This is a genomic window from Thioalkalivibrio sp. ALMg9, assembly GCF_000380625.1.
GTDB lineage: Bacteria > Pseudomonadota > Gammaproteobacteria > Ectothiorhodospirales > Ectothiorhodospiraceae > Thioalkalivibrio > Thioalkalivibrio versutus.
The window spans coordinates 891,645-911,750 of the sequence record NZ_AQYC01000009.1 but is presented as its reverse complement, the minus strand read 5'-3'; the positions used below and the strand labels follow the sequence as shown (position 1 = coordinate 911,750).

Here is a 20,106-nt window from a genome sequence, read left to right as displayed (position 1 = left end):
CACTGCCATGTTTCCCCAATTGCCCACCTGGCTGACCTGGTCGCGGATCGTGATGATCCCGTTACTGGTGCTCGCGTTCTACGGCCTGTCCATGCCGCAGGGCGGAATCGTGGCGGCCATCATCTTCGCCCTGGCGGGCGTGACCGACTGGCTGGACGGCTATCTGGCCCGGCGCTGGGAGGTGACCAGTCGGTTCGGGGCATTCCTCGATCCAGTGGCGGACAAGCTGATTGTCGCCGCGGCCCTGGTGCTGGTGGTGGACCACAACCCCGAGCTCGGCATTGCGCTGGCCGCGATCGTCATCATCGGGCGCGAGATCGCGATCTCCGCGCTGCGCGAGTGGATGGCCGAGGTCGGTGGCAGCGCCAAGGTGGCGGTGTCGTGGGTGGGCAAGGTGAAGACCACCGCGCAGATGGTGGCGATCTTCCTGCTGCTGTGGGCCGAGCCCATTGTCGGCCTGCCGACGTTCGTGATCGGCGAGTGGCTGCTGTACCTGGCCGCCGCCCTGACCCTGGTCTCCATGATCCAGTACATGCTGGCGGCCGCGCGCTCGCAGTAAGGGGCGGCCTGTTTGTCGGCCGGGGCTTTGGGGCTACACTGCGGACACCTGCCCGGTGCTGCGCGTGGACTGCCCATGCCCGTTTCTGATCTTGATCTTGACAACACGCAGACCCTGGAGGCCCTTCAGGGTCTGTTGCCGGGTTTTGTCTATCAATTGCGCAGGACGCCCGATGGGCACTTCGACTTTCCCTATGTGGGTGAAGTGGTGGAGGGCTGGTTCGGTGTGGATCGTGGGGCCCTCAAGAAGGATGGGGCGCCATTGTTGGACTGTATCCACCCCGAGGATCGCGAAGCGGTGATGGGGAGCTCAATGGAATCGGTCGAGCATTCGGAGCCCTGGCTTCAGGAATTCCGCATGCAGTGCCGCGATGGCACAGTGATCTGGCTGTCCGCCTATGACACCGCGCGTCGGCTGGCGGATGGCACGATCATTTGGACCGGCTTCGCCACCGATATCACCACGCGCAAGGAGCTCGAGACGGAACTGCGCCAAAGCGAGGCGCAGTTCCGTGCCTTCGTCGAGACTGCCAGCGACGTGATCTATTCGCTGCGCCCGGACGGCGTGCTCACCTACGTCTCCCCCAACTGGACGGAGAACCTCGGCCATCCGGTCAGCGCGGCGATCGATCACTCGATCGACGAATATGTGGACCCGGAGGATCTGCCCGCGTGTTACGCGTTCCTGCAACGGATTGCGGACACCGGGAAGAAGGAAAGCGGTATCGAGTACCGCATCCGCCACCAGGACGGGCATTACCGCTGGCACACCAGCAATGTCTCGCCGGTGCTGGACGACGCGGGCCGGGTGACGGCGTTCCTCGGCATTGCTCGGGACATCACCGAGCGCAAGGAGACCGAGGCGCAGATGCAGCGCCTGGCGCATTACGATCCGTTGACCGACCTGCCCAATCGGACCCTGTTCTACCAGATCCTCGATCACGAGCTGACCGGCGCGCGCCGTGAGGACCAGCAGGTCGCGCTGATGTTTGTGGATCTGGACGAGTTCAAGCCGGTCAATGACCAGCATGGTCACGCAATGGGGGATCTGCTCCTGCGTCTGGTGGCCGGGCGGCTGTTGGGCTCCATAAGGCAAAGCGATGTGGCGGCGCGCATCGCGGGCGACGAATTCGTGGTGATGCTGCCACGCTTCCAGTCGGCGGAGACGAGTCGTGCGCAGGCCGTGGCAATCGGCGAGAAGATCCGGGCTGCGCTGGCCGAGCCGTTCGACTGCGACGGGACCGAGGTTCAGATATCCTGCAGTATCGGGGTCGCCCTGTTCCCGCTGGATGCGGCGGATGGCCCTGCGTTGTCGCGTGCGGCGGATGCGGCGATGTACGTGGCCAAGAACGCCGGGCGCAACCAGGTGGTCGTATTCGACCGGGCGGTGCACGGCGGAGATGCGATTGGTTACCGTGGGTATTGACCTGCGGCCAATGTGCGGTAGAATACGCGCCGATAACGAAGAGCGGGAATAGCTCAGCTGGTAGAGCACAACCTTGCCAAGGTTGGGGTCGCGAGTTCGAATCTCGTTTCCCGCTCCAACAGATTTTTGAAACCCCGGTTCGCCGGGGTTTTCTGTTTCGGCCTCTGGAGATGCGCCAGCATCTGTGGGGCCGAAACCCACCCGATACAGGCTGGGTGGCAGAGTGGTTATGCAGCGGATTGCAAATCCGTGTACGCCGGTTCGATTCCGACCCCAGCCTCCATCACTGCAGCATCTGCGAAAGGCCGCCCTTTGGGGCGGCCTTTCGCGTTTGCGGCGCCCGCACCCGAGGTGTTGTCGCCGGTCAGGGTCCTGCATGAAGCCCCGTTCCCTCAATGTGCGAGGCGCGGCAAAAGCCCCCCCGTTTTTCGTGGGGCGGGTGCTTCGGACGACGCCAGAGCCGAACTCGCGCATCGGGCGCGCATTGCCGATCAGTGCATGGCACTATGCGGGAGTCCGACTTCCCGAGAGTGTGTGTGCGCGCAACGGATTTGCCCCAATCGGCCCGAACCAGGCGGCCCCTGCTACGGTGGGTGCGGGAGATGCGCGTTTTCCGCGGCCTTGGCCTCTCGTTGGCCTGCCTGCTCGTTGCGTTCGGGGCGCCGTCCTCCGCGGCCTCCGCGCCGGATTTGCGCGTGGGCGTGTACGACAACGCGCCCAAGGTCAGCGTGGACGCGCACGGGGAGGCCGACGGCCTGTTCGTCCGCCTGCTGGACTCCATCGCCCGCCGCGAGCACTGGCAGATCGAGTACGTCCCCTGCCAATGGTCGCAATGCCTTGCCGATCTGCGCGAAGGCCGACTGGATCTGATGCCCGATGTGGCCCGGACCGACACGCGCGAGGCGTTCTTCGGGTTTCACCAGATTCCGGTCGTCCAGGGCTGGAGCCAGGTATACGCGTTCCCGCAGTCGGGGTTCAGCAGTCTGGAATCCATGGGTTCGCGGCGCATCGCCGTGCTGGAGGGTTCGGTGCAGGAAAGCCACCTGCGCCGGCAACAAATCGGCAACCCGGGTCTCGAGTACCAACTGGTTCCCTACAGCGATTTGCCAGCGGTACTGGCCTCGGTGCCGGCCGGCGAAGCCGCTGCCGCCGTCAGCAATAACTTCTACGGACGCCAGCACGCCCGCGCCTACGGGCTGGTGGAGACGCCGATCACCTTCGGCCAGGTGGGCCTGCACTACGCGGCCGCGCCGGGGGCACAGGCGGAGCGTCTGGCACTGATCGACGCCTATCTGGAGCGCTGGAAGCCCCTGGCGGGCTCGCCCTACCAGGAGGCCCTTGCGGCCACGCTGCTCGCGGAGGGCGAACCGGGGCTGCCGGGATGGGTGGTGTGGGCGCTGATCATCGCGCTGGCTCTGGTCGTGCTGCTGACGGTTACGGGGTTACTGCTGCGCTGGCAGGTGCGTCTGCGAACCCGCGAGCTGAGCGCGGTCAACCAGCGCCTGGAGCATGTGCTGGACAGTGGGCCTACGGTGATTTACCAGCTGGATGCTCACGACTTTTGTCCGGTATGGGTTAGCCCCAACCTCCAGCGTCTGTATGGAGTCGACCTCGACGATGCGATGCGTCCTGGCTGGTTCGAGCATCAGCTGCATCCCGAGGATCGCGCGAACGTCCTGCGCGAGAACGAACGGCTGCTGGAGGATGGCGAGCTCGTTCGCGAGTTCCGCCTGTTCGACGGCTGGGGCAAGCTGCGCCACGTGCGTGACGAGATGCGTGTGGTGGAAGGGAGCAACGGGCGCGGTGAGCTAGAGATCGTGGGCAGCTGGACCGACCTGACTGCCAGCATGGAACAGAAGGAACAGCTGCGGCAGATGACGCACTACGATGCGCGCACCGGCCTGCCCAATCGCGCCCTGTTGCAGGACCGCCTGGGGCACACGGTGGAGCGCGCCATGGCGGACGGCGAGGCGCGCTGGGTTGTGCTGATGGATCTGGACCGCTTCCGCAACGTGAACGAGACCCTGGGGACCGCGGCGGGGGATACCGTGCTGCAGGGCATTGCACAGCGCCTGAACCAGGCCCTTTCGCCCGAGGACACGGTAGCCCGCATCGGTGCCGACGAATTCTGCCTGATCATCGAGAGCCCGCCCGAGGAAGCCCTCGGCAGCTTCGTGCAGTCGCTGATCGATACCCTGCGAGCCCCCTTCGAGATCGCGGGGCGCTCGCTGGTACTCACGGCGAGTGTCGGTGTGGCGCGTTTCCCTGGCGACGGCCAGACGCGCGAAGAACTCCTCACTGCCGCCGAGCTGGCGATGCAGGATGCGCGGCGCCGGGGAGGGGACAGCTGGTGCGCCTACGACGCCGAGATGGGCACTCTGACCGAGCATCGGCTGTTTCTGGAAAACGACTTGCGGCAGGCCATCGTCAACCACGAGTTCGTGCTCCACTTCCAGCAACAATTCAACCTGGCCAGTGGCGAGTGCGTGGGGGTCGAGAGCCTGGTGCGCTGGAACCATCCGCACCGGGGCATGGTATCCCCCGCAGAGTTCATCCCGCTGGCCGAGGAGACCGGCCTGATCCAGGCGATCGATCGCTGGGTTCTGGAGGCGGCCTGCCGCCAGCTCGCGGCCTGGGACGAGGCGGGCCGGAACATCCCGTTGATCGCCGTAAACTTGTCGGCGCGCGAGCTGCACGACGAGCAACTCGTCACCACCGTACGCGAGACCCTGGGGCGCTTCGCCATCGCGCCCGAACGCCTGGAGGTCGAGCTGACCGAAACCATGATCATGGAGTACCCCGAGCGCGCCCTGGCGGTCCTGCGTCGGCTGGACGGCCTCGGCGTGCGTCTGGCCATGGACGACTTCGGCTCCGGCTACTCGAACCTCGCGCATCTGCGCCGCCTGCCGCTGCACCGCCTCAAGGTCGACCAGTCGCTGGTGCGCGACATCGGCCATTCCCGCCACAACGAATCCATCATCCGCGCGATCATCGCGCTGGCCGCCGCCCTGGAACTGGACCTCATCGCCGAGGGCGTGGAAGAAGAACCCCAGCGCGCCTTCCTGCTGCAGGAAGGCTGCGCCATCGGCCAGGGCTTCCTGCTCCACCGCCCGGCGCCAGCCGCTGATTTGTTTCGCTAATCGTGTGGCGAGGGAGTTTCTGAGCGGCGAGGTGATCTAGCCAGGCGTGAGCGCCTGGACTAGGCGGCGAGCGAAGCCCCGGCGGATGCTATATTCGTACCCAGTTGAGTGATTGGTGGATGGATGACTTTCCGCGTGACGGCAGCCCATGATCAGGATGCGAAGTTGGCCCTGAACCGCGTCACGGGTTTGGCATCCGAGGCGGCGGAGTTCGTGAGGGAAGAGCTTGGGGAGGCTTCTGAAGTGATTGGGTTCGGTTCATGGGCCAAAGGAACAGCCCGGCCGCATTCCGACATCGACCTGGCCGTGATCCCTTCGGGAGAGGCGACAAGCCGCGATTGGGGCCGGCTTCGGGAGCGCATCGAGGAGCTTCCGACGCTGTACAGCTTTGACTTGGTTGATATCAGCGAGGCAAGCGAGACGCTGCGCTCGGAGATCCAACAGCACGGGGTGCGGGTGTGACTGCGCGGGTCGGTTTCACTCGATAGCGCGTCGGGCTTTAAAGCTGTGCAGGGCGGACCCGAGGGGAGAGATATCAAGGGTCCAACACCTGGCGTCCTGCGAGGCGTCGGCAATTCAGGACTTCGTCGTTGGATGATGCTCCCTGAGCCATTCTTTCAGGGCACCATCCATGCGGGTTTGCCAGCCCTTTCCGGTCGCGCGGAAGGCCTCCACAACCTCCGGCGACAGGCGAATCGTGATCCGTTCCTTGGTGACCACCATTGGGGGGCGGCCGGGGCGCCGCAGTGCCCGCGTTTCTTCCTCGTCAGGCGCGTGTGTCTCAGGGTCTGCTTCGATGCGGGCCTCAATGGCCGTTTCCTCTTCCGGGTTGTTCAGCAAGACCCGACGGCCATTACGTAACGTCAACGATTTGGGCATAACGACGGTCTCCCGGTTGTGTGCGCTTCCGCAGGCGGATGATTCTTCGCACATTCTCTCGGTCCGTGGAGATGACGCAGTACAAGCGATCACCCATCAGGGCGTATCCCAGCATGCGACATTCGCCGTAGTCCTTTCGACGATCCTCCATGGCCAGAAGGGTCTCCCACTCCAGGCTCACGGCCAGCGCGAGTGAGACCCCGTGCTTGGCCTGGTTCGCGGCATCCTTGTCCGCGTCGAACTCAATCTCCATTTGATTATTGTATGTACAAAATCATTGCTGGGCCAATGGCTGGTCTTGGTTCCGGGGGTCGGGATCAGGCTGCCGACCGAGGGAAGAGCTGCCGGGCAGCCTTCATGCCTCGCAGATAGCGCGTTTGGCGGGCATCGCACCGGGCCGTGAGATGGGTCGGTGTTCCGATGGCGCTGCCGAATTGCTGCAACATGCGGCTGGCCGCACGGACGAACTGATCGGGATCAATGCCCAGATGCGCCAGCAGGGGCGGGGTGCCATCGTGGATGAAGCCGCGCTTGTCCTCGCGGATGACGCGCCCCGTCGCCTCCACGAGCTCCAGATAGTCCTCGAAGCCGAAGGGCACGGCGCACTCCGCGCGGCCAGTGGCGTCGAATGGAAGTAGCGGGGCGCTGACCAGTTGGTCCAGGACCGTCTCCGGCTGCAAGGATTCTGTTTCGTGCGGAACGGAGAGTGGCCGGTTCGCTCGTGTGTCGGATCTCGTAGCGTTGGTGTGTCCCGGCGCAGTGCTGTCGCCTGGAACCGCGGGGTCGGCGGCGGCGCGTCCGGCTACCGTTGTTCCATCCCCGGACGTCGCGCGCAGCAGGGCAAGCCGTTCCGCGACCGAGGTGTACTCGGAGGCCTCCGGCGTGGGGGCCATCCCGGCCCGGATCGGGTTCAGGTCCACGTACGCCATGGCCGTCAGAACCGCTTGCTCGTCGAGCAGGGCCTGGCTCTTGAAGCGCCCCTCCCAGAACCGTCCCGTCACGCCGTCCTCGGCGTTCGCCTGACGGGCGATCGACTCGTTCAGCACGCGCATGAACCACGATAGGTCATTGAGTCGGGAGCGGTACGTCTCGACCCAGGCATCCACGACCTTCATCTCGGCCGCACCGAGCCCCTGTGGATCGGCCAGATACCAGCTGCACCATCACCGGCCCCGTGAAGAGCTGTGTCCAGCGACGCAGGATCTCGTCGCGCTCCAGGCGCTCGACGCGCGCCTCGTCCACTCGCACAACGATATGGAAGTGGTTGCTCATGACCGCATAGGCTGCGATATCGACGGCGAAGACCGACGCAAGCTGCTTCAGACGATCGGCGATCCAGCTGCGGCGATGCTCAAAGGATCGCCCGGAGTGGGCATCGTGCCCGCAGAGAAACGCGCGGCGGACGCAGCGGGAAACGACGTGGTACCAAGGAGTATCGTCCAGAGAGACGAGGGTCGAGCGGGGCTGGGTCATGATGAACTCCTTCCGTGGAGTAGGCCTTGCAGCAACGCAGATTCGTTACGTTCCTGTCGTTAGGATAGTGAATGCCTTGGAGTTTTTCAGGGCGTAGCGAAACCGCGTTCCAGGGTTCCGTTAGAGCGGGGCGAGCAAGGTGGGTTTGCCCGAGGTTCGGCGCATCAGCAGCGGGCACCGTCACGGACTCGCCGCATGAAGCTCTAATCGGTCCGGTTGTGCTGGGTATCCGTTACTTGGCGGAGCGCATGCGCATCGATCGGTTTCTTGGGGGCGGTGGCGCTGGAAAGGCGCGCGATGGCCTTGCCGCGCTTGGTGATGAGGATGGATTCACCTGCAGCGGCCCGTTCCCCCAGTTCGCTCAGGTGGGCTTTGGCGTTCGCCAAACTAACCGTCGTCTCGGACATTCCGCACTCCCCTGACCATGTAGATGGTCAATCGTACCTTGGCGCAACCGTCCGAAAAATCGGTTGGCGTGAGGGACGAGTTGCAGACGCGGGGCTTGCGAGCGATTGCTTCAGGGAGTCCGGCTTATGTCAACAAAGTGGGTGTCCCAGATAATGCCGGTCATTTGGGTGAGTTCGAGCGATACATTGACGCCCCGTGTCAGTCAGGGTGACAAAGTTTGTCGTGCCACTAGTGCCTTTCACGCCCCGCGGATGCCGACCAGGAGTCTTGGTTAGCGGCACCCCCCGGGCAAGTGAGCAGGGTCCATTCCGTTATCTCCACTGCAGACCCAACCATTGATTCGGGAGGATGTATCAATGGTTCCGTCGAGGCTTGGGGTGAGTCGCATGGAGCCAGCCAGTGCCGATGAGCTTGTGTCCCACTTGATGAGGAGCGATCCGTCCTCGCCGGGGTCCAGATTGGCTGTAATACTGTCGACGTACTTGGAATCGAAGCTATAGTTGGCGGGGTCCGGGGTTGTGCCAAGGCTGTTCGAGATGTGTTCGAGGATGTCGGTGCGCAGGCCTGCCGTGACTGTGAGGCCCTCCGTTGCCTGGGCCCGTGCGGTGAAGTTCTGATAGGCCGGCAGGGCAATGGCGGCAAGGATGCCGATAATGGCGACGACGATCATGAGTTCGATGAGGGTGAATCCATCCGGGTTGTGCTTGTGCATGTTGCGTTTCTCCTTGGCAAGTCACCGTTTCGAGGGCTACGTCACATAGCAAGCAAGAGTCAGGCCATGCTTCGGTTCGCGTGATGCGGGCTCCGGCACGCACAGCGCCGAACCCTACTTCAGCTTTGGTAGTGATTATGGGCTGGGGGCTCTTAAGGAGGCGCTGATTTCATCTGCCGCCGTTCCCGCCCGTCGCGCCGAGTTTGGGATAATTACACTAGGGATGTGATAGGCGACGTCCCAGCGCAGTTTTCCGACCTAGACTACTCGGCCGAGCGCAGGTGGACATGGCGGGACCGGTTCCTGGAGGAGATGGACGCGATCACGCCGTGGACGGCGCAGCTGGAGGCGATCGAGAAGTGCAATCCGAAGGGGAAACGCGGCCGCCCCCTGATCGAACTGAAGCGGATGTTGTGGATGTACGTGGAGCAGCACAATGCTTCAACCTGCTGATTAAGGAATTGAGGATGCGGCGTACGACAGCCAGGCGAACCGCCATTCTTGTGGGCATCGACCTGAGCTGCGAGGCGGTCCCGGACGCCACGCTGATCACGGCCCCACCCTCGACTAAGAACCGCGAGAAGGCCCGCGATCCGGATATGCACCAGGCGAGGAAGGGCAACCAGTGGTTTTTCGGGATGAAGGTGTATATTGGCGCCGATGTCGTGACCGGGCTGGTGCACATCGTGGTGGCCATGGCGGCCAACATCCCGGATGTCTCGCAGGTCCCGGAGTTGCTCCATGGCGCAGAAGACAATCTGCATTGCGATGCCGGTTACTCCGGCGCCGAGAACCGGTAGACGAAGCATCGGCCCCAGTGCGACATCGCACGCTAGCGCGGTACGGTACGGTGCGGCGCCGCCGGACGGTCCCGACAAGGATGGGATCCGGCCCGGGGAGCGCTGCAAGGCGCAGCTGCGTGCCCTCGTCGCGCACCCGTTCCGTATGGTGAGGAACCTCTTCGGCTACCCCAAGTTGCACTACCGGGGTCTGGCCCAGAGCACCGCGCAGCTGCGCAGCCTATACCGTGCGCGACGATGGGAGTTACTACCGTAGGGGTAGCGCGACCGTAAGACCGGAAAACTCCTCCTACCTTCAGATCGGCGGGGGGCTATATGCCAGGCAGGAAGGCGCGTTAATCACCGTCTCCTTAACGCGCCGTTGCCCGCGCGAACAGGCGGCCCGGTTGACGATTCTCCATGGCACGCCGGGGGGGCTGGTTGACCAGTGCGGTAGTGTCGCGTCAAGTGGTGTAAGAGCGTTGTAGCCACTGCGGCGTCGTTATCTTCACCCTTCGCTGGTGTACCAAGAATCTTGAGGTATCAGGATGCCAAATCTAGCGCAAGCGCTATCTCTTCCTCGGTTTAGCGTAATTGTCCCCACTTACAATGATTCCGAACGGTGTCTCCGTTGCTTGTGGGCGCTTTCGGAGCAGGATTGCCCGCGTTCCGATTTCGAGATTGTGGTGGTTGACAACGGCTCCGATCCGCCGCTACCTCTACCCTCGGAATTACCCGAGGATCTTCAGGTGACCCTGGTGGTTGAATTGTCTCCTGGCTCATATGCGGCCCGGAATCGTGGGATCCGGGAAGCGCGGGGCGATATCCTTGCATTTACCGATTCGGATTGTTTGCCCAGCCGCACGTGGCTTTCAACAGCCGTCGCGGTTCTTGATGACAAAGCTCACGACGTGGTGTTAGCCGGAAAGATTTCGCTCTTCCCGGAGGCGGTGGTACGACCGAACCCAGCAGAGCTGTATGATCTTTATTTCGGGTTGCGGCAGGCCCGTTTTGTTCAGGAATATGGGTTCGGCGCGACGGCCAACCTCGTAGTGCCCAAGCGTGTCATTGCCAACTGTGGGCCCTTCAATGCGGACCTCAAGTCCAGTGGTGATCGCGAATGGGGACATCGCGTTCACGCTTGCGGATACCGCATCGTCTACATCGAGGCGCTGGTAGTCAGACATCCGGCCCGTAACACTCTTGACGCGCTCTTGGCGAAAGTCCGACGTAAGGCCGGTGGTCGACATGACCTCCAAGCCAAGTCGAGCAAGGATCACACCTCGAGCATGCGTGGAGGAGAGCGAACCCGATTGGCACGGGGGTCCCTGGCGCAGCTAGTTGCGCTACGTCGCGAGTATGGAGTGATTCCAGCGCTGCGAGTGGTGAACATCATGCTGGCAATTGTCGTCGCCACGCTGTCCGAAGGTATGCGGTTGAGAAGCGGTATGCAGAGCCGACGGTGCTAGGGAAACACTGGTTTGAACGCTCAAAGGGCGGGCCCCGGTGGTCGGGCTGGGATATCCGAAGGCAGCGTACAAGTACTGAGGACCCAGCAGCTAGTTCTGGGTAATCGGCGCGGTAGGGCGGGCTATATGCTCGAAAACGGCGTGGAGGTCATGGGCGCGATGGAGCCACGTTGCCGGTGAGTGGTGTTCGGTAGAGTCTTTGAGCTTGAGTTGAAGCTCGATGCGGTCAGCTAGATCCGCTGGGCTGTTTGGTGAAAAGGTCATGACATCTTGGGGAAGATCGAGGTCCCCCTCGAATGGTCCGGTGCGCGCGGCGACTATGGGCAGGGCGCAGGCACGCATCTCGTGAAACTTCTGCGGGTAGCAATAAGTGCCAAAGGCCCCGGGAATGTTGCAGATGACCCCGACATCAAGCGCGTTGAAAATCAGCCCAGCGTCGGTGATGGATACGTGCCCCAGGTCGTACACCGGGAGGTTGGGTGGTGGGTGCCAGGACGTATCCCGTTGGCCCGCGACGAGCAGGGCAATGCCAGAAATGCGGTCAGCGAGGATCCTAGCGGCTTCAGATAGTACGGCAATATTTCGATCGCGTGTAAGGGCACCGGCCGTGCCGATGTAGTGTTGGTTCGTTGGCAGGCCCAAAAGCTGGCGGGCCTCCTCGGAAGGTTTGGGGTGGAAAATGGTTCCGTCGGCGGCGTTTGGCAGTAGAACGTTGTTGCTCGATCCGTGGCGCCGCGCGTATTTAATCAGGCGTGTAGAGGCGCAGGTGACCACGTGTGCTTGGCGGATCGCTCGATGGAGGGCGGCACGCATCCCGGGAATCCGGGTAACGCGGAAAGAGTCGTAGTTGTCCTTGAGGTCGATTACGCAGGGAATATTGGTTTTCGCGGCGACATGTTGGCCGATGATGACGATGGGAGCATCGGCTCCTGCCCAGACCACATCCGGACGGAACTCTTGGAGGGCCTTGCGGATGGCGCTCCAATAACGGTCATAGCGGGGGAATGGGCCCGATCGAATGGGGATAAGGCGCCAGTCGGCATGAGCTCGCGCCGGTCCCGCAGATGGCGGTTCTTCCGGATGGTAATCGGCGACAAGTCCGCGTATTTCCGCCTTAGCCTGTTCAGCCAGGATCTCCGGGATCGCGAATGATCGCCCATGGAGTTGGGCATAAGCGTCCATGCCCATGTGGTGGCGTTTTGTCAGGACGAGGACTTTCATTCGTGGCTGTCGATGCTCTGTTCTAAACGCTCGCCAATGTCTCGGGCAATGGCTGCCGCTGGCCGGCTGGCAGGCAGTTGGCTTTGGGGGGTGGCGGTATCCGCGGTGATGGCCTGCTGGATGGTCTCGCGGATGAGCTCGGGGTCGAAGCGGCTCAGGATTACGTTGTCGTCCAGGCCTTCCTGGCGTTCGGTCGCCATACGCATCAGGAGGGTCGGAATGCCCAGGTAGGAGAGTTCTTCCTGGTTGCTGCCGCCGTCGGTGATCACCAGTTTGGCGTGGCCGATCATTTGCATGAAAGGGACGTAGGTCATCCGCGGGCGCAACTCTATCTTGGGGTTTTGTTCAAGTGCCTCCAGTTCGCCGAGTTCGGTCAGACGTTTCCGGGTAGTTGGGTGGAGGACGAGGACCACGCGCAGGCGTTCCGCCAGGTGCTGAACGGTGTCCAGGATGATGTCGAGCCGTTCACGCGAGTAGAGGTTCTCGAAGCGGTGTACGGAGACGACGACGTAGGGGGTATAGATCTGTGCCTCGGGCCGCGCAGGGGCGGAGGTGACGGTGCGCAGGGCATCGAGGATGGTATTGGCGCCGGTATCGACGATTGTCTGCCGACGGGTATTGAGATTGCCGCAGGCCCACTCCCCTGGGCAGTAGGCGATTTTCGCGAAGCGCGTGACGATCAGGCGGGTAAGTTCTTCGGGAAATGGGTGTCGCCAGTCGTAAGAGCGCAGGCCGGCTTCCACGTGCGCCACCCGGGCGCGGACGAGCCAGCCGACGCTGGCCGCCAGCAGGGTTGTAAAGGTGTCGCCATGGGTCAGGACGATGGTTTTCCTGCGTGGCCGAGCTGCCCAGTCGTTGCGGCTGCGCCAGAGAGTCCATGCGGTACGGAACATCCAGTTCGCGGCCTGAGCCATCCCCTTGACTTCCGGCCCTTCGTATAGCCACTCGCGCGAAGTGCGGATGCCGAATTCATCCAGCAGTTCGTCGATGGTTTCGCGGTGCTGGCCGGTCAATAGCAGGCGATAGGGTAAGCCTTGATGCTCCAGCTCGCCGAGCAGGGGCGCCATTTTGATGGTCTGGGCGCGGGTGCCCAGGATCGCCACCAGGCGTGGGCTGTCCGTGGGGGGTTCGGGCATGAATTCCTTTCCCTGCGGGGCTTGTTGACCGGCCCGTTTCCGGGCCGGTCGAGACGCTGAATAGCGTATCATGGCAAGGGAGATATCGGCGGATGACTGACGGGGCAGGAGGCAGTGGATCTCTAGCGGGGAGAGCGGTCAAGAGTCGCACTCACCCGCGTGGGGATGTGGAGAAGTGATGGTCTTGGCAGTGCGTCTGCTGCGCGGCGGCGCCGGTATCGGGTGGGTGGGCCGCGGTGCGCGGTCTTTGGCCCTGCGCGCAGGGTGTGGGCTCGGGCCGGGGGCTTCTGTTTGGCGTGACTGGGGCGACTGTGGTGACCAGCGTGAGTCTGGTGGTCTGGAACGTGTGGCTGTAGCTCGTGGTTCGGAAGCGGCTGTGGATCCGGTGCTCAGCTGTCTGACTGGGCAGCTTTGCATGAAGCCGCTAGCCGTCTTCCGCGATGGCATCCTTGTACATGAGCTGCGTGATCTGTTCGGAGACGAGGCCGATCAGGAAGATGATGACCGAGGTGGTCAGCAACAGCGCGCTCATGTTGGTGAAACGGCTCATGGTGATGAATGTGAAAAGGTAGTAGCCGACGCCGAGCAGGAAAAAGCCGAAACTTACGGGCACGAACAGCTTGAGGGGCGAATACAGCGTGCCGACCTTGAAGATGATCAGCAGGAAGCGGAGACCATCCTGCAGCGGCTTCAGGTGGCTATTGCCGACCCGCTTGGCTGCATGGATCGGTACGTAGGTCACCGGATAGCCGGCGCGGAAAAACGCCATGGTGATCGTGGTTGGATAGGAGAACCCGTTGGGTAGCAGGTGCAGGAACTCCCGAAACATCCGGGCCCGTACAGCGCGAAACCCCGAGGTGAGGTCCTCGATCCTCTGCCCCGTCATGTAACTGGCCAGGCGGTTGTAGAACCGGTTTGCCAGCCCTCGGCCTACATTCGCTTGCGAACCCTTCTGGCGTGCGCCGACTGCCATGTCGTAGCCTCGGTCGAGTTGTTCCAGCAGTCGGGGAATATCTTGGGGATTGTGCTGCCCGTCCCCGTCCATGAACACGAGAATCTCGCCATGCGCCGAGCGTGCGCCGCGCTTGATCGCCGCGCCGTTCCCCATGCTATAGGGCTGAGCGATCACTCGGGCTCCGGCCTTTTCCGCTATTTCGGTTGTGTTGTCCGTGGAGCCATCGTCGATCACGAGTACTTCCGCGTCGGGGATGATCCGAAAGATGCTCGAGATAACCTTTCCGATGGCCCGAGACTCGTTCTTGGCAGGAACGACAACGCTGAGCGACGGTGATGAGTGGTCTTGGTCGGCCTGAAGTGGGTCGATTGTCATGGGTTTCCATTCTCTAGGTCGCGGACACGTTGTTCCACGATGTTCGCCGTCTGTTCCCATGCCTTGCGTTCAAACGGTTTCCATGCGGGGGGTGGAGGCGGCAGCGTCCGATGAATCCGGTGCAGCCAGTCGCGTAGGCCCGATTCATGTGCCAGCCGTGAGGCCGTTTCGATGTTCTGGAGCCTCGGGCTGCGCTCAATGGCCGCCAGCAGTTGCTGCATTATCTCGAGGTGATCGTCTTGATGGCGGAAAGCGATCGCGCGGATTACATGATAGTTGGCGGCGGTACTTGATCGATTCTGTACGATTGGATTCTCCAGGAACGCTTGGGCCAGTGCATGCACCTCGTGGAGTCCAAGGGCCTTGCATCGGCCAGCTACGATGTCATTCAGGAGCAACTCAAGTGCACGGGCGTCGTTGTCGGGCTGGTGGTTGAGGTAGCGCGCGTTGGGGGCGAGACGAAGAATGGAGTTGAACCTCTCCCGCGAGCGGTCTTCCACCCCTGCGATGCAAAGCTGGTGCGCAGAGGTAAGCGGAAGGGTGGCTTGTGTCGGGTTGTGCTCCGCTGTGGTATCGATCACCCGTGCGGCGATCAGGGGGTATCCCTCGTGGCTGTAATAGTTGGCCAGATATAGAGCGGCGCGCAAGGAGCCGGTGTCACGGGCCCACCATATTTCCGCGGCGAGGCGAGGGTTACCCCAAAGGGCGGTGACCTGCACCAGGGCGAAGAGCAGCACCACGGTATACGCGCCGAGCGCGGAGCCTGCCAGAATACTTTGGCGCCCGGGGAGGCGAGTTAACCCAAAGACGAGCGCAATAACGACGCCCACAGCCGGAAGGTAATTCCGGTGTTCATAGTAGAGCTCCAATGGGAGCCAAGTTGACTCAACAAAATGCGCTGCTAGGTACCAAAGTACCGCAAACGCGGGGAACGGCCAGCGGGGGCCGAAGGCGATGGCTAGGGCGGCCAGGGCGAACCAGCCGCCAGTGAGTGCAATTGCCAGCCCGGCGGGCCATCCCCCGTAGATGGGGTAGTGGTCGTGGAATGGGCCGAACGCAGGACTCTGCGGTACAAGCATAAGGCGTAGATAATCCAGCAGGATTACCGACTGCGTGGCCAGACGTTCAAGACTTGTGAAGTGGCGGATGCCAGTACCCCCGTCGAGCCCCCCGACGAGGCGGTCCAGCATGTAGAAGACTAGGAGGACGGCCGGAAGAATGATGAAGGGAATGCGCCAGAGGCGGTAACCGCGATCTACCGGGAGTCCCGCGAGCAGCGTTCGGTCGAGCGCTAGGACCACCAACACGTAAACTGCGGCATTTTCCTTCGTCAGCGTGCCAAGCCCGATCCCGACGCCTGCCGCCAGAGTCATCAGGGCCAGCCCCTTCCGGGGCGATTCAGCGGAAAGCTGACGACCCAGCAGGTGTATCAGCAATCCGGAAAGGACCATGGTTGCAGCCAAGGTGGTCATTCGCTGGATGATGAAAAGGCTGCTGGATGCGAGTAGCGGCAGTGCGAGCCAGACTGCCGCGACGCCGAGCGCGGCCCAGCGGGCGCGTTCTGGTTGGCCGAACGCAGGCGATAGGCGAGCCAGCTGGTAGGCGAGCAGGCCGAGGAGCAGCCCATTCAGAAGGTGCAGCGCGATGTTGACGCCATGGAAGGCGCGTACGTTTTCCGGCCAGTGCGAATGTTGTAGAGCAAAACTGAGCAGGGCGATTGGACGCCCTAGCGGGCCGGAATCTCCTCCCAGAATGAAGGCGAGAGCCGAGCCGATGTCCTTGATTTCCCGCAGCTCATCGAGATTGCGCGCATCGTCGAAATGCAGTCCGGCCGCAAGGCCGGGGAGGTATGCGGCGAGGGTCGCTGCGGCAACAACCGATGCCAGGCCTAGGAACAGAGTCGTTTGCTGGTTTCTCGTCATGGGGTGGCCGGGTCTGGGGCGCTGGGTGTTGCAGCGACGTAACCATTCTCGTGTGTCAGGGGAGCGTACGTCTACAAAAAAGGGGCCCTTGCGGGCCCCTTTTGTTGTACATAGCGTGTGATTCGCTATGCAAACTGCGTTGTGACGCGGGTTTACCGGCAGGCGGCTGGCAGGTACTTGCTGGTGAGGCCGCCGCACTGCCACTCGCTGATTTGACCGTTCGCTTCGACAGCATCGATGTTCAGCGTATTGCCGTTGTGTACGCCATCATCGAAGGTGACTCGCAACTCGCCCGATCCGGCAAGGGTTACGTCGCCAGCGGAAAAGTACCTGCCGGCAAGAGCGTCAACGGCGTTATCGATCTCGGTGTCGTCACCATCACCCGGCAGAAAGCCCTGCTCGGAGAGGAAGACCGCCATGTCCGCACGAATCCCAGCAGTGGAGGTGAAGCCTTCAGACGCTTGAGCGCGCGCGGTGTAGTCCTGATAAGCCGGCAGAGCGATAGCGGCGAGGATACCGATAATCGCCACCACGATCATCAGTTCGATAAGCGTAAAGCCCTGTTGGACGGATTTCTTCTGCATGGTCGTTCTCCCTTGATGTCATAAAAGCTGGGCCGGAGGCCCGGCCACCCCGTGGGCAGCTGTCTGGGGAGATGCATTGGGCGTGCCAAGAGTGCGGGAATGCGTGAAAACGGCGCCCGGGCGCGGTGGGGTCTGTGGCATGAGTCACGCACGCGTGCTTCCTGGGTGTGTCACGTGACAAAAATGGTCACGGTAAGTGACGTGAGTTGTCACCTTGGGGCTGGGGTGCCGCTGGTTGTCATAGCGGGGGTCGATGGCGGGTGCGTGATTTGGGGGTGTTCGAACGGCGGAGATCCCGGCTCTTCGCTGCGCTGCGGCCGGGATGACGGTGGGTGGTGCGGTGTCCGGGATGACGCGGAGGGGTGTTGGTGAGGTCGTGATTGCCGAGAGGCTCGGCTCCTACGCGTTCGGGGCAGTTCGTAGATACCGTCTTGCTCTATGAGGTGCAAGGCGTGTCATTACGGGGTTGATACGGGGTTTGCGACTTGAGCACGCCGAAGGAGATGTGCAGGAGCTTGCGCATGGCCGCCCCGATGGCGCGGACATCTTGGCCTTTCCCAGCCTCAGGAGCCGGTGGTACTGATGCCGCACGTCCGGGTTGTAGGGGGTGGCCACCACGGCGGCCATGTAGAGCGTCTTGCGCAGTCGCCCCGAGCCGGCCTTCGCCAGCCGCGGGCGCCGCTGGATCGAGGTCCCGGACTCCGGCTGGACCGGTACCAACCCATGGAACGCCGCCGCCTGCCTGGCGCTGGTGAACACGCGGCTGCGCAGCGTCGCGGTCATGGACGCGGACAACACCGGGCCGACCCCGGGGATGCGGTCCCGCTTCAGATGGTCGTTCGCGTCGAAGTGATCATCGATCTGCTGCTGTAACCGGCGGTGTTCCTCGCGCAGGGCTTGCAGCACGTTGTCGATCGATGCCTGGGCCAGGGTGTCCTCGTTGAACTGCGCCTTCTCCAGGCGGTTCCCTTCGCGCCGGATGTCCTGTTCAAGCGCCTCCAGCCGGCTGAGCAGGCGCTTGAGCTCACGCACCTCGGGCGGTTCAGGCTGCCAGGGTCGTGGCGCGCGTTCGATGCCGTAGCGCGCCAGCATCATGCTGTCCTTGCGGTCGGTCTTGTTGCGTACCCCTATGCCCTGGGCATGGAAGCGCACCTGAGCCGGGTTCAGCACATAGACGCGAACGCCCTGCTCATGCAGCCAGTACGCCAGGGGTTCGTGATAGATGCCGGTGGCCTCCAGATACACCTGCAGCATCTCGGGCGTCTCGCCGGTGTTGCGCTGTAGCCAGTGCAGCAGCTCCGGGTATTGGTCCCGGCGGTTCGGGAACACCTTGGGCTTGACCTTGCCCGCCTTCAGATCCCGGATCCACATACAGTCGAGCTTGTTCTTGCTGACATCAATGCCGATATGTGCCATCTCGTCCTCTCACCTTGTCCGTACAGCCTCACCCGTCCCTCACGGGGGGCATTGGATACCGTTCAAACTTCGAGATGAAAAAGGACTCAGGGGCCCATCTACGAAACAGGTTCGTGACCTCAGGATGCGATCGGGTTACCCCGAGCCCGGTACGGTTCATGGTAGCGATCCGTGAACCGCAAGACACAAGGATGCGTTGAGCTTGGCGAAACGCACCGGGCGTTGGGGGTGGGGCGGGGTTGATGCGATTCGCTGCGCCCATCGCATCCTACCGGGGCTGGGGAGCTAGAGGCCGAGGATGGCGACGGCGGTGGCGAAGTAAATGGTGATGCCGACGACGTCGACCACGGAGGTGATCAGCGGGGCGCTGGCGACGGCGGGGTCGACGCCCAGGCGGGTGAGGGTGAACGGCAGCAGCAGGCCGAACAGGGAGCCGAACAGGACCACCAGGAACATGCCGAGCGCGATGGCGTTGGCGACCTCGAGGCTGCCCAGCCAGTTGCCGGAGAGCCAGATGGCGCCGGCCAGGGTGGCGCCGAGGGCGGAGGCGACCAGGATCTCCTTGCCGCCCAGGCGCCACCAGTCCTGGGGCTTGATGTCGTTGGTGGCGAGCGAGCGCACGACCAGGGTGGAGGCCTGGGCGCCGGCGTTGCCGCCGGAGGCGATGACCATGGGCAGGAAGAAGATCAGTGCGACGACGGTCTCGATGGCCGCTTCGAAGTGGGCGATGGCCAGGCCGGAGAGGATGTTCACGGCGACTAGGATGACCAGCCAGCCGATGCGCTTGCGGTAGAGCAGCTGCATGCTGGCATCGCGCAGCGAGAGCACGACATCGCCCACCGCGGCCATGCGGTGGAAGTCCTCGGTGGTCTCGGCGCGCAGTACGTCCATCACGTCGTCGACGGTGATGATGCCGAGCAGGTGGCCGTTGTCGTCGACCACCGGGAGGACGTCGAGGTCGTAATGGCTGATGCGGTGGGCGGCCTCTTCGCGGTCTTCCTCCGCACTGATGCTGACGACATCGGTGTTCATGCGCTCGCGCACGCTGGTGGTGGGGCGCGACAGCAGCAGTCCTTTGAGGCGCACCCAGCCGAGCAGCTCGCCGGTCGGCGTGACCACGAAGATGGTGTTGATGGTCTCGGCCAGGTCGCTCTGTTCGCGCAGGTGATCCATCGCCTCGGCCACCGACCAGTCCGGCTGGACCGTGGCGAACTCGGGCGTCATCAGGCGCCCGGCGCTCTCCTCCGGGTAGCCGAGCAGGGTCTCCAGGGCCTCCTGGTCTTCGTCCGGGAGGGTCTCCAGCAGGGATTCGGCCTGTTCGTCCTCCAGCCCGTCGATCACCGAGACCGCGTCATCGTAGGACAGCGCCGCGACCAGGCGGCTGGCGTGCTCGTCGTCCAGCGCCTGAAACACGCGGGACTGGTGATCCGATTCCAGGTGGGCGTAGATATCCGCCGTGCACTCGACATCCAGGCGCTGGAAGAAGGCCTCCATCTGTTGGGCCGGCAGGGCCTCCAGCGCGTCGGAGAGATCCGGCGCCGCGTGCTCGGCGCACAGGCTCTGCAGGGCCTCCGCGGTGGGCGCGGTCAGCGCGGTCTGCAGGGCCTGCGGCAGGGTGTCGAGATCCGGTTCGGTCGGGCTCATCCGGGAGGT

At 63.1% G+C, this 20,106-nt stretch carries 15 protein-coding genes, 2 tRNA genes and 3 pseudogenes; 8 read left to right on the top strand and 12 right to left on the bottom strand.

The features are described from left to right. Positions 1-7: 7 nt before the first annotated feature. The 6 genes from pgsA (at position 8) to F792_RS15035 (ending at position 5,586) form a co-directional block, all read left to right on the top strand. On the top strand, positions 8-559 hold the full coding sequence (gene pgsA, locus F792_RS0113405) for a CDP-diacylglycerol--glycerol-3-phosphate 3-phosphatidyltransferase (protein WP_018170035.1): 552 nt from the start codon (positions 8-10) through the stop codon (positions 557-559). Between the two features lie 75 nt (positions 560-634). After that, positions 635-1,984, top strand: coding sequence for a sensor domain-containing diguanylate cyclase (locus F792_RS0113400; protein WP_018170034.1), 1,350 nt, complete (start codon positions 635-637; stop codon positions 1,982-1,984). Between the two features lie 42 nt (positions 1,985-2,026). Further along, positions 2,027-2,102: transfer RNA gene (locus F792_RS0113395), tRNA-Gly, on the top strand. Positions 2,103-2,193: 91 nt separating this feature from the next. Then, positions 2,194-2,267 (top strand) — tRNA-Cys (locus F792_RS0113390). A gap of 412 nt (positions 2,268-2,679) precedes the next feature. Next, positions 2,680-5,124 (top strand): EAL domain-containing protein, encoded by a 2,445-nt coding sequence (locus tag F792_RS0113385; RefSeq protein ID WP_026305983.1) that lies wholly within the window; start codon positions 2,680-2,682, stop codon positions 5,122-5,124. Between the two features lie 123 nt (positions 5,125-5,247). Then, a complete protein-coding gene (locus F792_RS15035) occupies positions 5,248-5,586 on the top strand; it encodes a nucleotidyltransferase family protein (protein ID WP_018170032.1) in 339 nt (112 codons plus the stop codon). Positions 5,587-5,700: 114 nt separating this feature from the next. Here the strand turns inward: F792_RS15035 and F792_RS14280 are convergent, their stop codons facing one another. The 5 genes and pseudogenes from F792_RS14280 to F792_RS0113355 all read right to left on the bottom strand — a co-directional run bounded on the left by F792_RS14280 (position 5,701) and on the right by F792_RS0113355 (position 8,596). After that, on the bottom strand, positions 5,701-5,964 hold the full coding sequence (locus tag F792_RS14280; protein ID WP_081620156.1) for a BrnA antitoxin family protein: 264 nt from the start codon (positions 5,962-5,964) through the stop codon (positions 5,701-5,703). A gap of 13 nt (positions 5,965-5,977) precedes the next feature. Continuing rightward, positions 5,978-6,256 carry a BrnT family toxin gene (locus tag F792_RS0113370; RefSeq protein ID WP_018170030.1) on the bottom strand — a complete coding sequence of 93 codons (279 nt, stop codon included), beginning with the start codon at positions 6,254-6,256 and terminating at the stop codon, positions 5,978-5,980. Between the two features lie 64 nt (positions 6,257-6,320). Further along, positions 6,321-7,476: pseudogene (locus tag F792_RS14275) on the bottom strand (transposase). 203 nt (positions 7,477-7,679) lie between these two features. Next, complete coding sequence (locus F792_RS14270) at positions 7,680-7,883, bottom strand: type II toxin-antitoxin system Phd/YefM family antitoxin (RefSeq protein WP_018170029.1); 204 nt, start codon at positions 7,881-7,883, stop codon at positions 7,680-7,682. Between the two features lie 272 nt (positions 7,884-8,155). Beyond that, entirely contained in the window at positions 8,156-8,596 is a 441-nt protein-coding gene (locus F792_RS0113355) for a pilin (RefSeq protein WP_018170028.1), read from the bottom strand. Positions 8,597-8,824: 228 nt separating this feature from the next. On the opposite strand from F792_RS0113355, the pseudogene F792_RS14265 reads away from it, so the two are divergent. Both F792_RS14265 and F792_RS14755 read left to right on the top strand, forming a co-directional pair. Then, positions 8,825-9,652 (top strand): annotated as a pseudogene (locus F792_RS14265) (transposase). A 271-nt stretch (positions 9,653-9,923) separates the two neighbouring features. Further along, positions 9,924-10,844 carry a glycosyltransferase family 2 protein gene (locus F792_RS14755; protein ID WP_081620155.1) on the top strand — a complete coding sequence of 307 codons (921 nt, stop codon included), beginning with the start codon at positions 9,924-9,926 and terminating at the stop codon, positions 10,842-10,844. A 90-nt stretch (positions 10,845-10,934) separates the two neighbouring features. Here the strand turns inward: F792_RS14755 and F792_RS14850 are convergent, their stop codons facing one another. The 7 genes and pseudogenes from F792_RS14850 to mgtE form a co-directional block, all read right to left on the bottom strand. Further along, positions 10,935-12,065 (bottom strand): glycosyltransferase, encoded by a 1,131-nt coding sequence (locus tag F792_RS14850; RefSeq protein ID WP_156000339.1) that lies wholly within the window; start codon positions 12,063-12,065, stop codon positions 10,935-10,937. Then, the gene (locus F792_RS0113330; protein ID WP_018170022.1) at positions 12,062-13,201 is read right to left on the bottom strand and encodes a UDP-N-acetylglucosamine 2-epimerase; all 1,140 of its coding nucleotides are present in this window, start codon (positions 13,199-13,201) and stop codon (positions 12,062-12,064) included. The genes F792_RS14850 and F792_RS0113330 overlap by 4 nt, the downstream gene beginning before the upstream one ends. 424 nt (positions 13,202-13,625) lie before the next feature. After that, positions 13,626-14,531 (bottom strand): glycosyltransferase family 2 protein, encoded by a 906-nt coding sequence (locus F792_RS0113325; RefSeq protein WP_051080708.1) that lies wholly within the window; start codon positions 14,529-14,531, stop codon positions 13,626-13,628. Next, entirely contained in the window at positions 14,528-16,453 is a 1,926-nt protein-coding gene (locus F792_RS14335; protein ID WP_018170020.1) for a hypothetical protein, read from the bottom strand. Before F792_RS14335 ends, F792_RS0113325 begins: the two co-directional genes overlap by 4 nt. A gap of 152 nt (positions 16,454-16,605) precedes the next feature. Further along, positions 16,606-17,037 carry a pilin gene (locus tag F792_RS0113315; RefSeq protein ID WP_018170019.1) on the bottom strand — a complete coding sequence of 144 codons (432 nt, stop codon included), beginning with the start codon at positions 17,035-17,037 and terminating at the stop codon, positions 16,606-16,608. 436 nt (positions 17,038-17,473) lie between these two features. Further along, positions 17,474-18,453: pseudogene (locus tag F792_RS14250) on the bottom strand (IS110 family transposase). Positions 18,454-18,738: 285 nt separating this feature from the next. Continuing rightward, entirely contained in the window at positions 18,739-20,097 is a 1,359-nt protein-coding gene (gene mgtE / locus F792_RS0113305) for a magnesium transporter (protein WP_018145398.1), read from the bottom strand. Positions 20,098-20,106 lie beyond the last annotated feature (9 nt).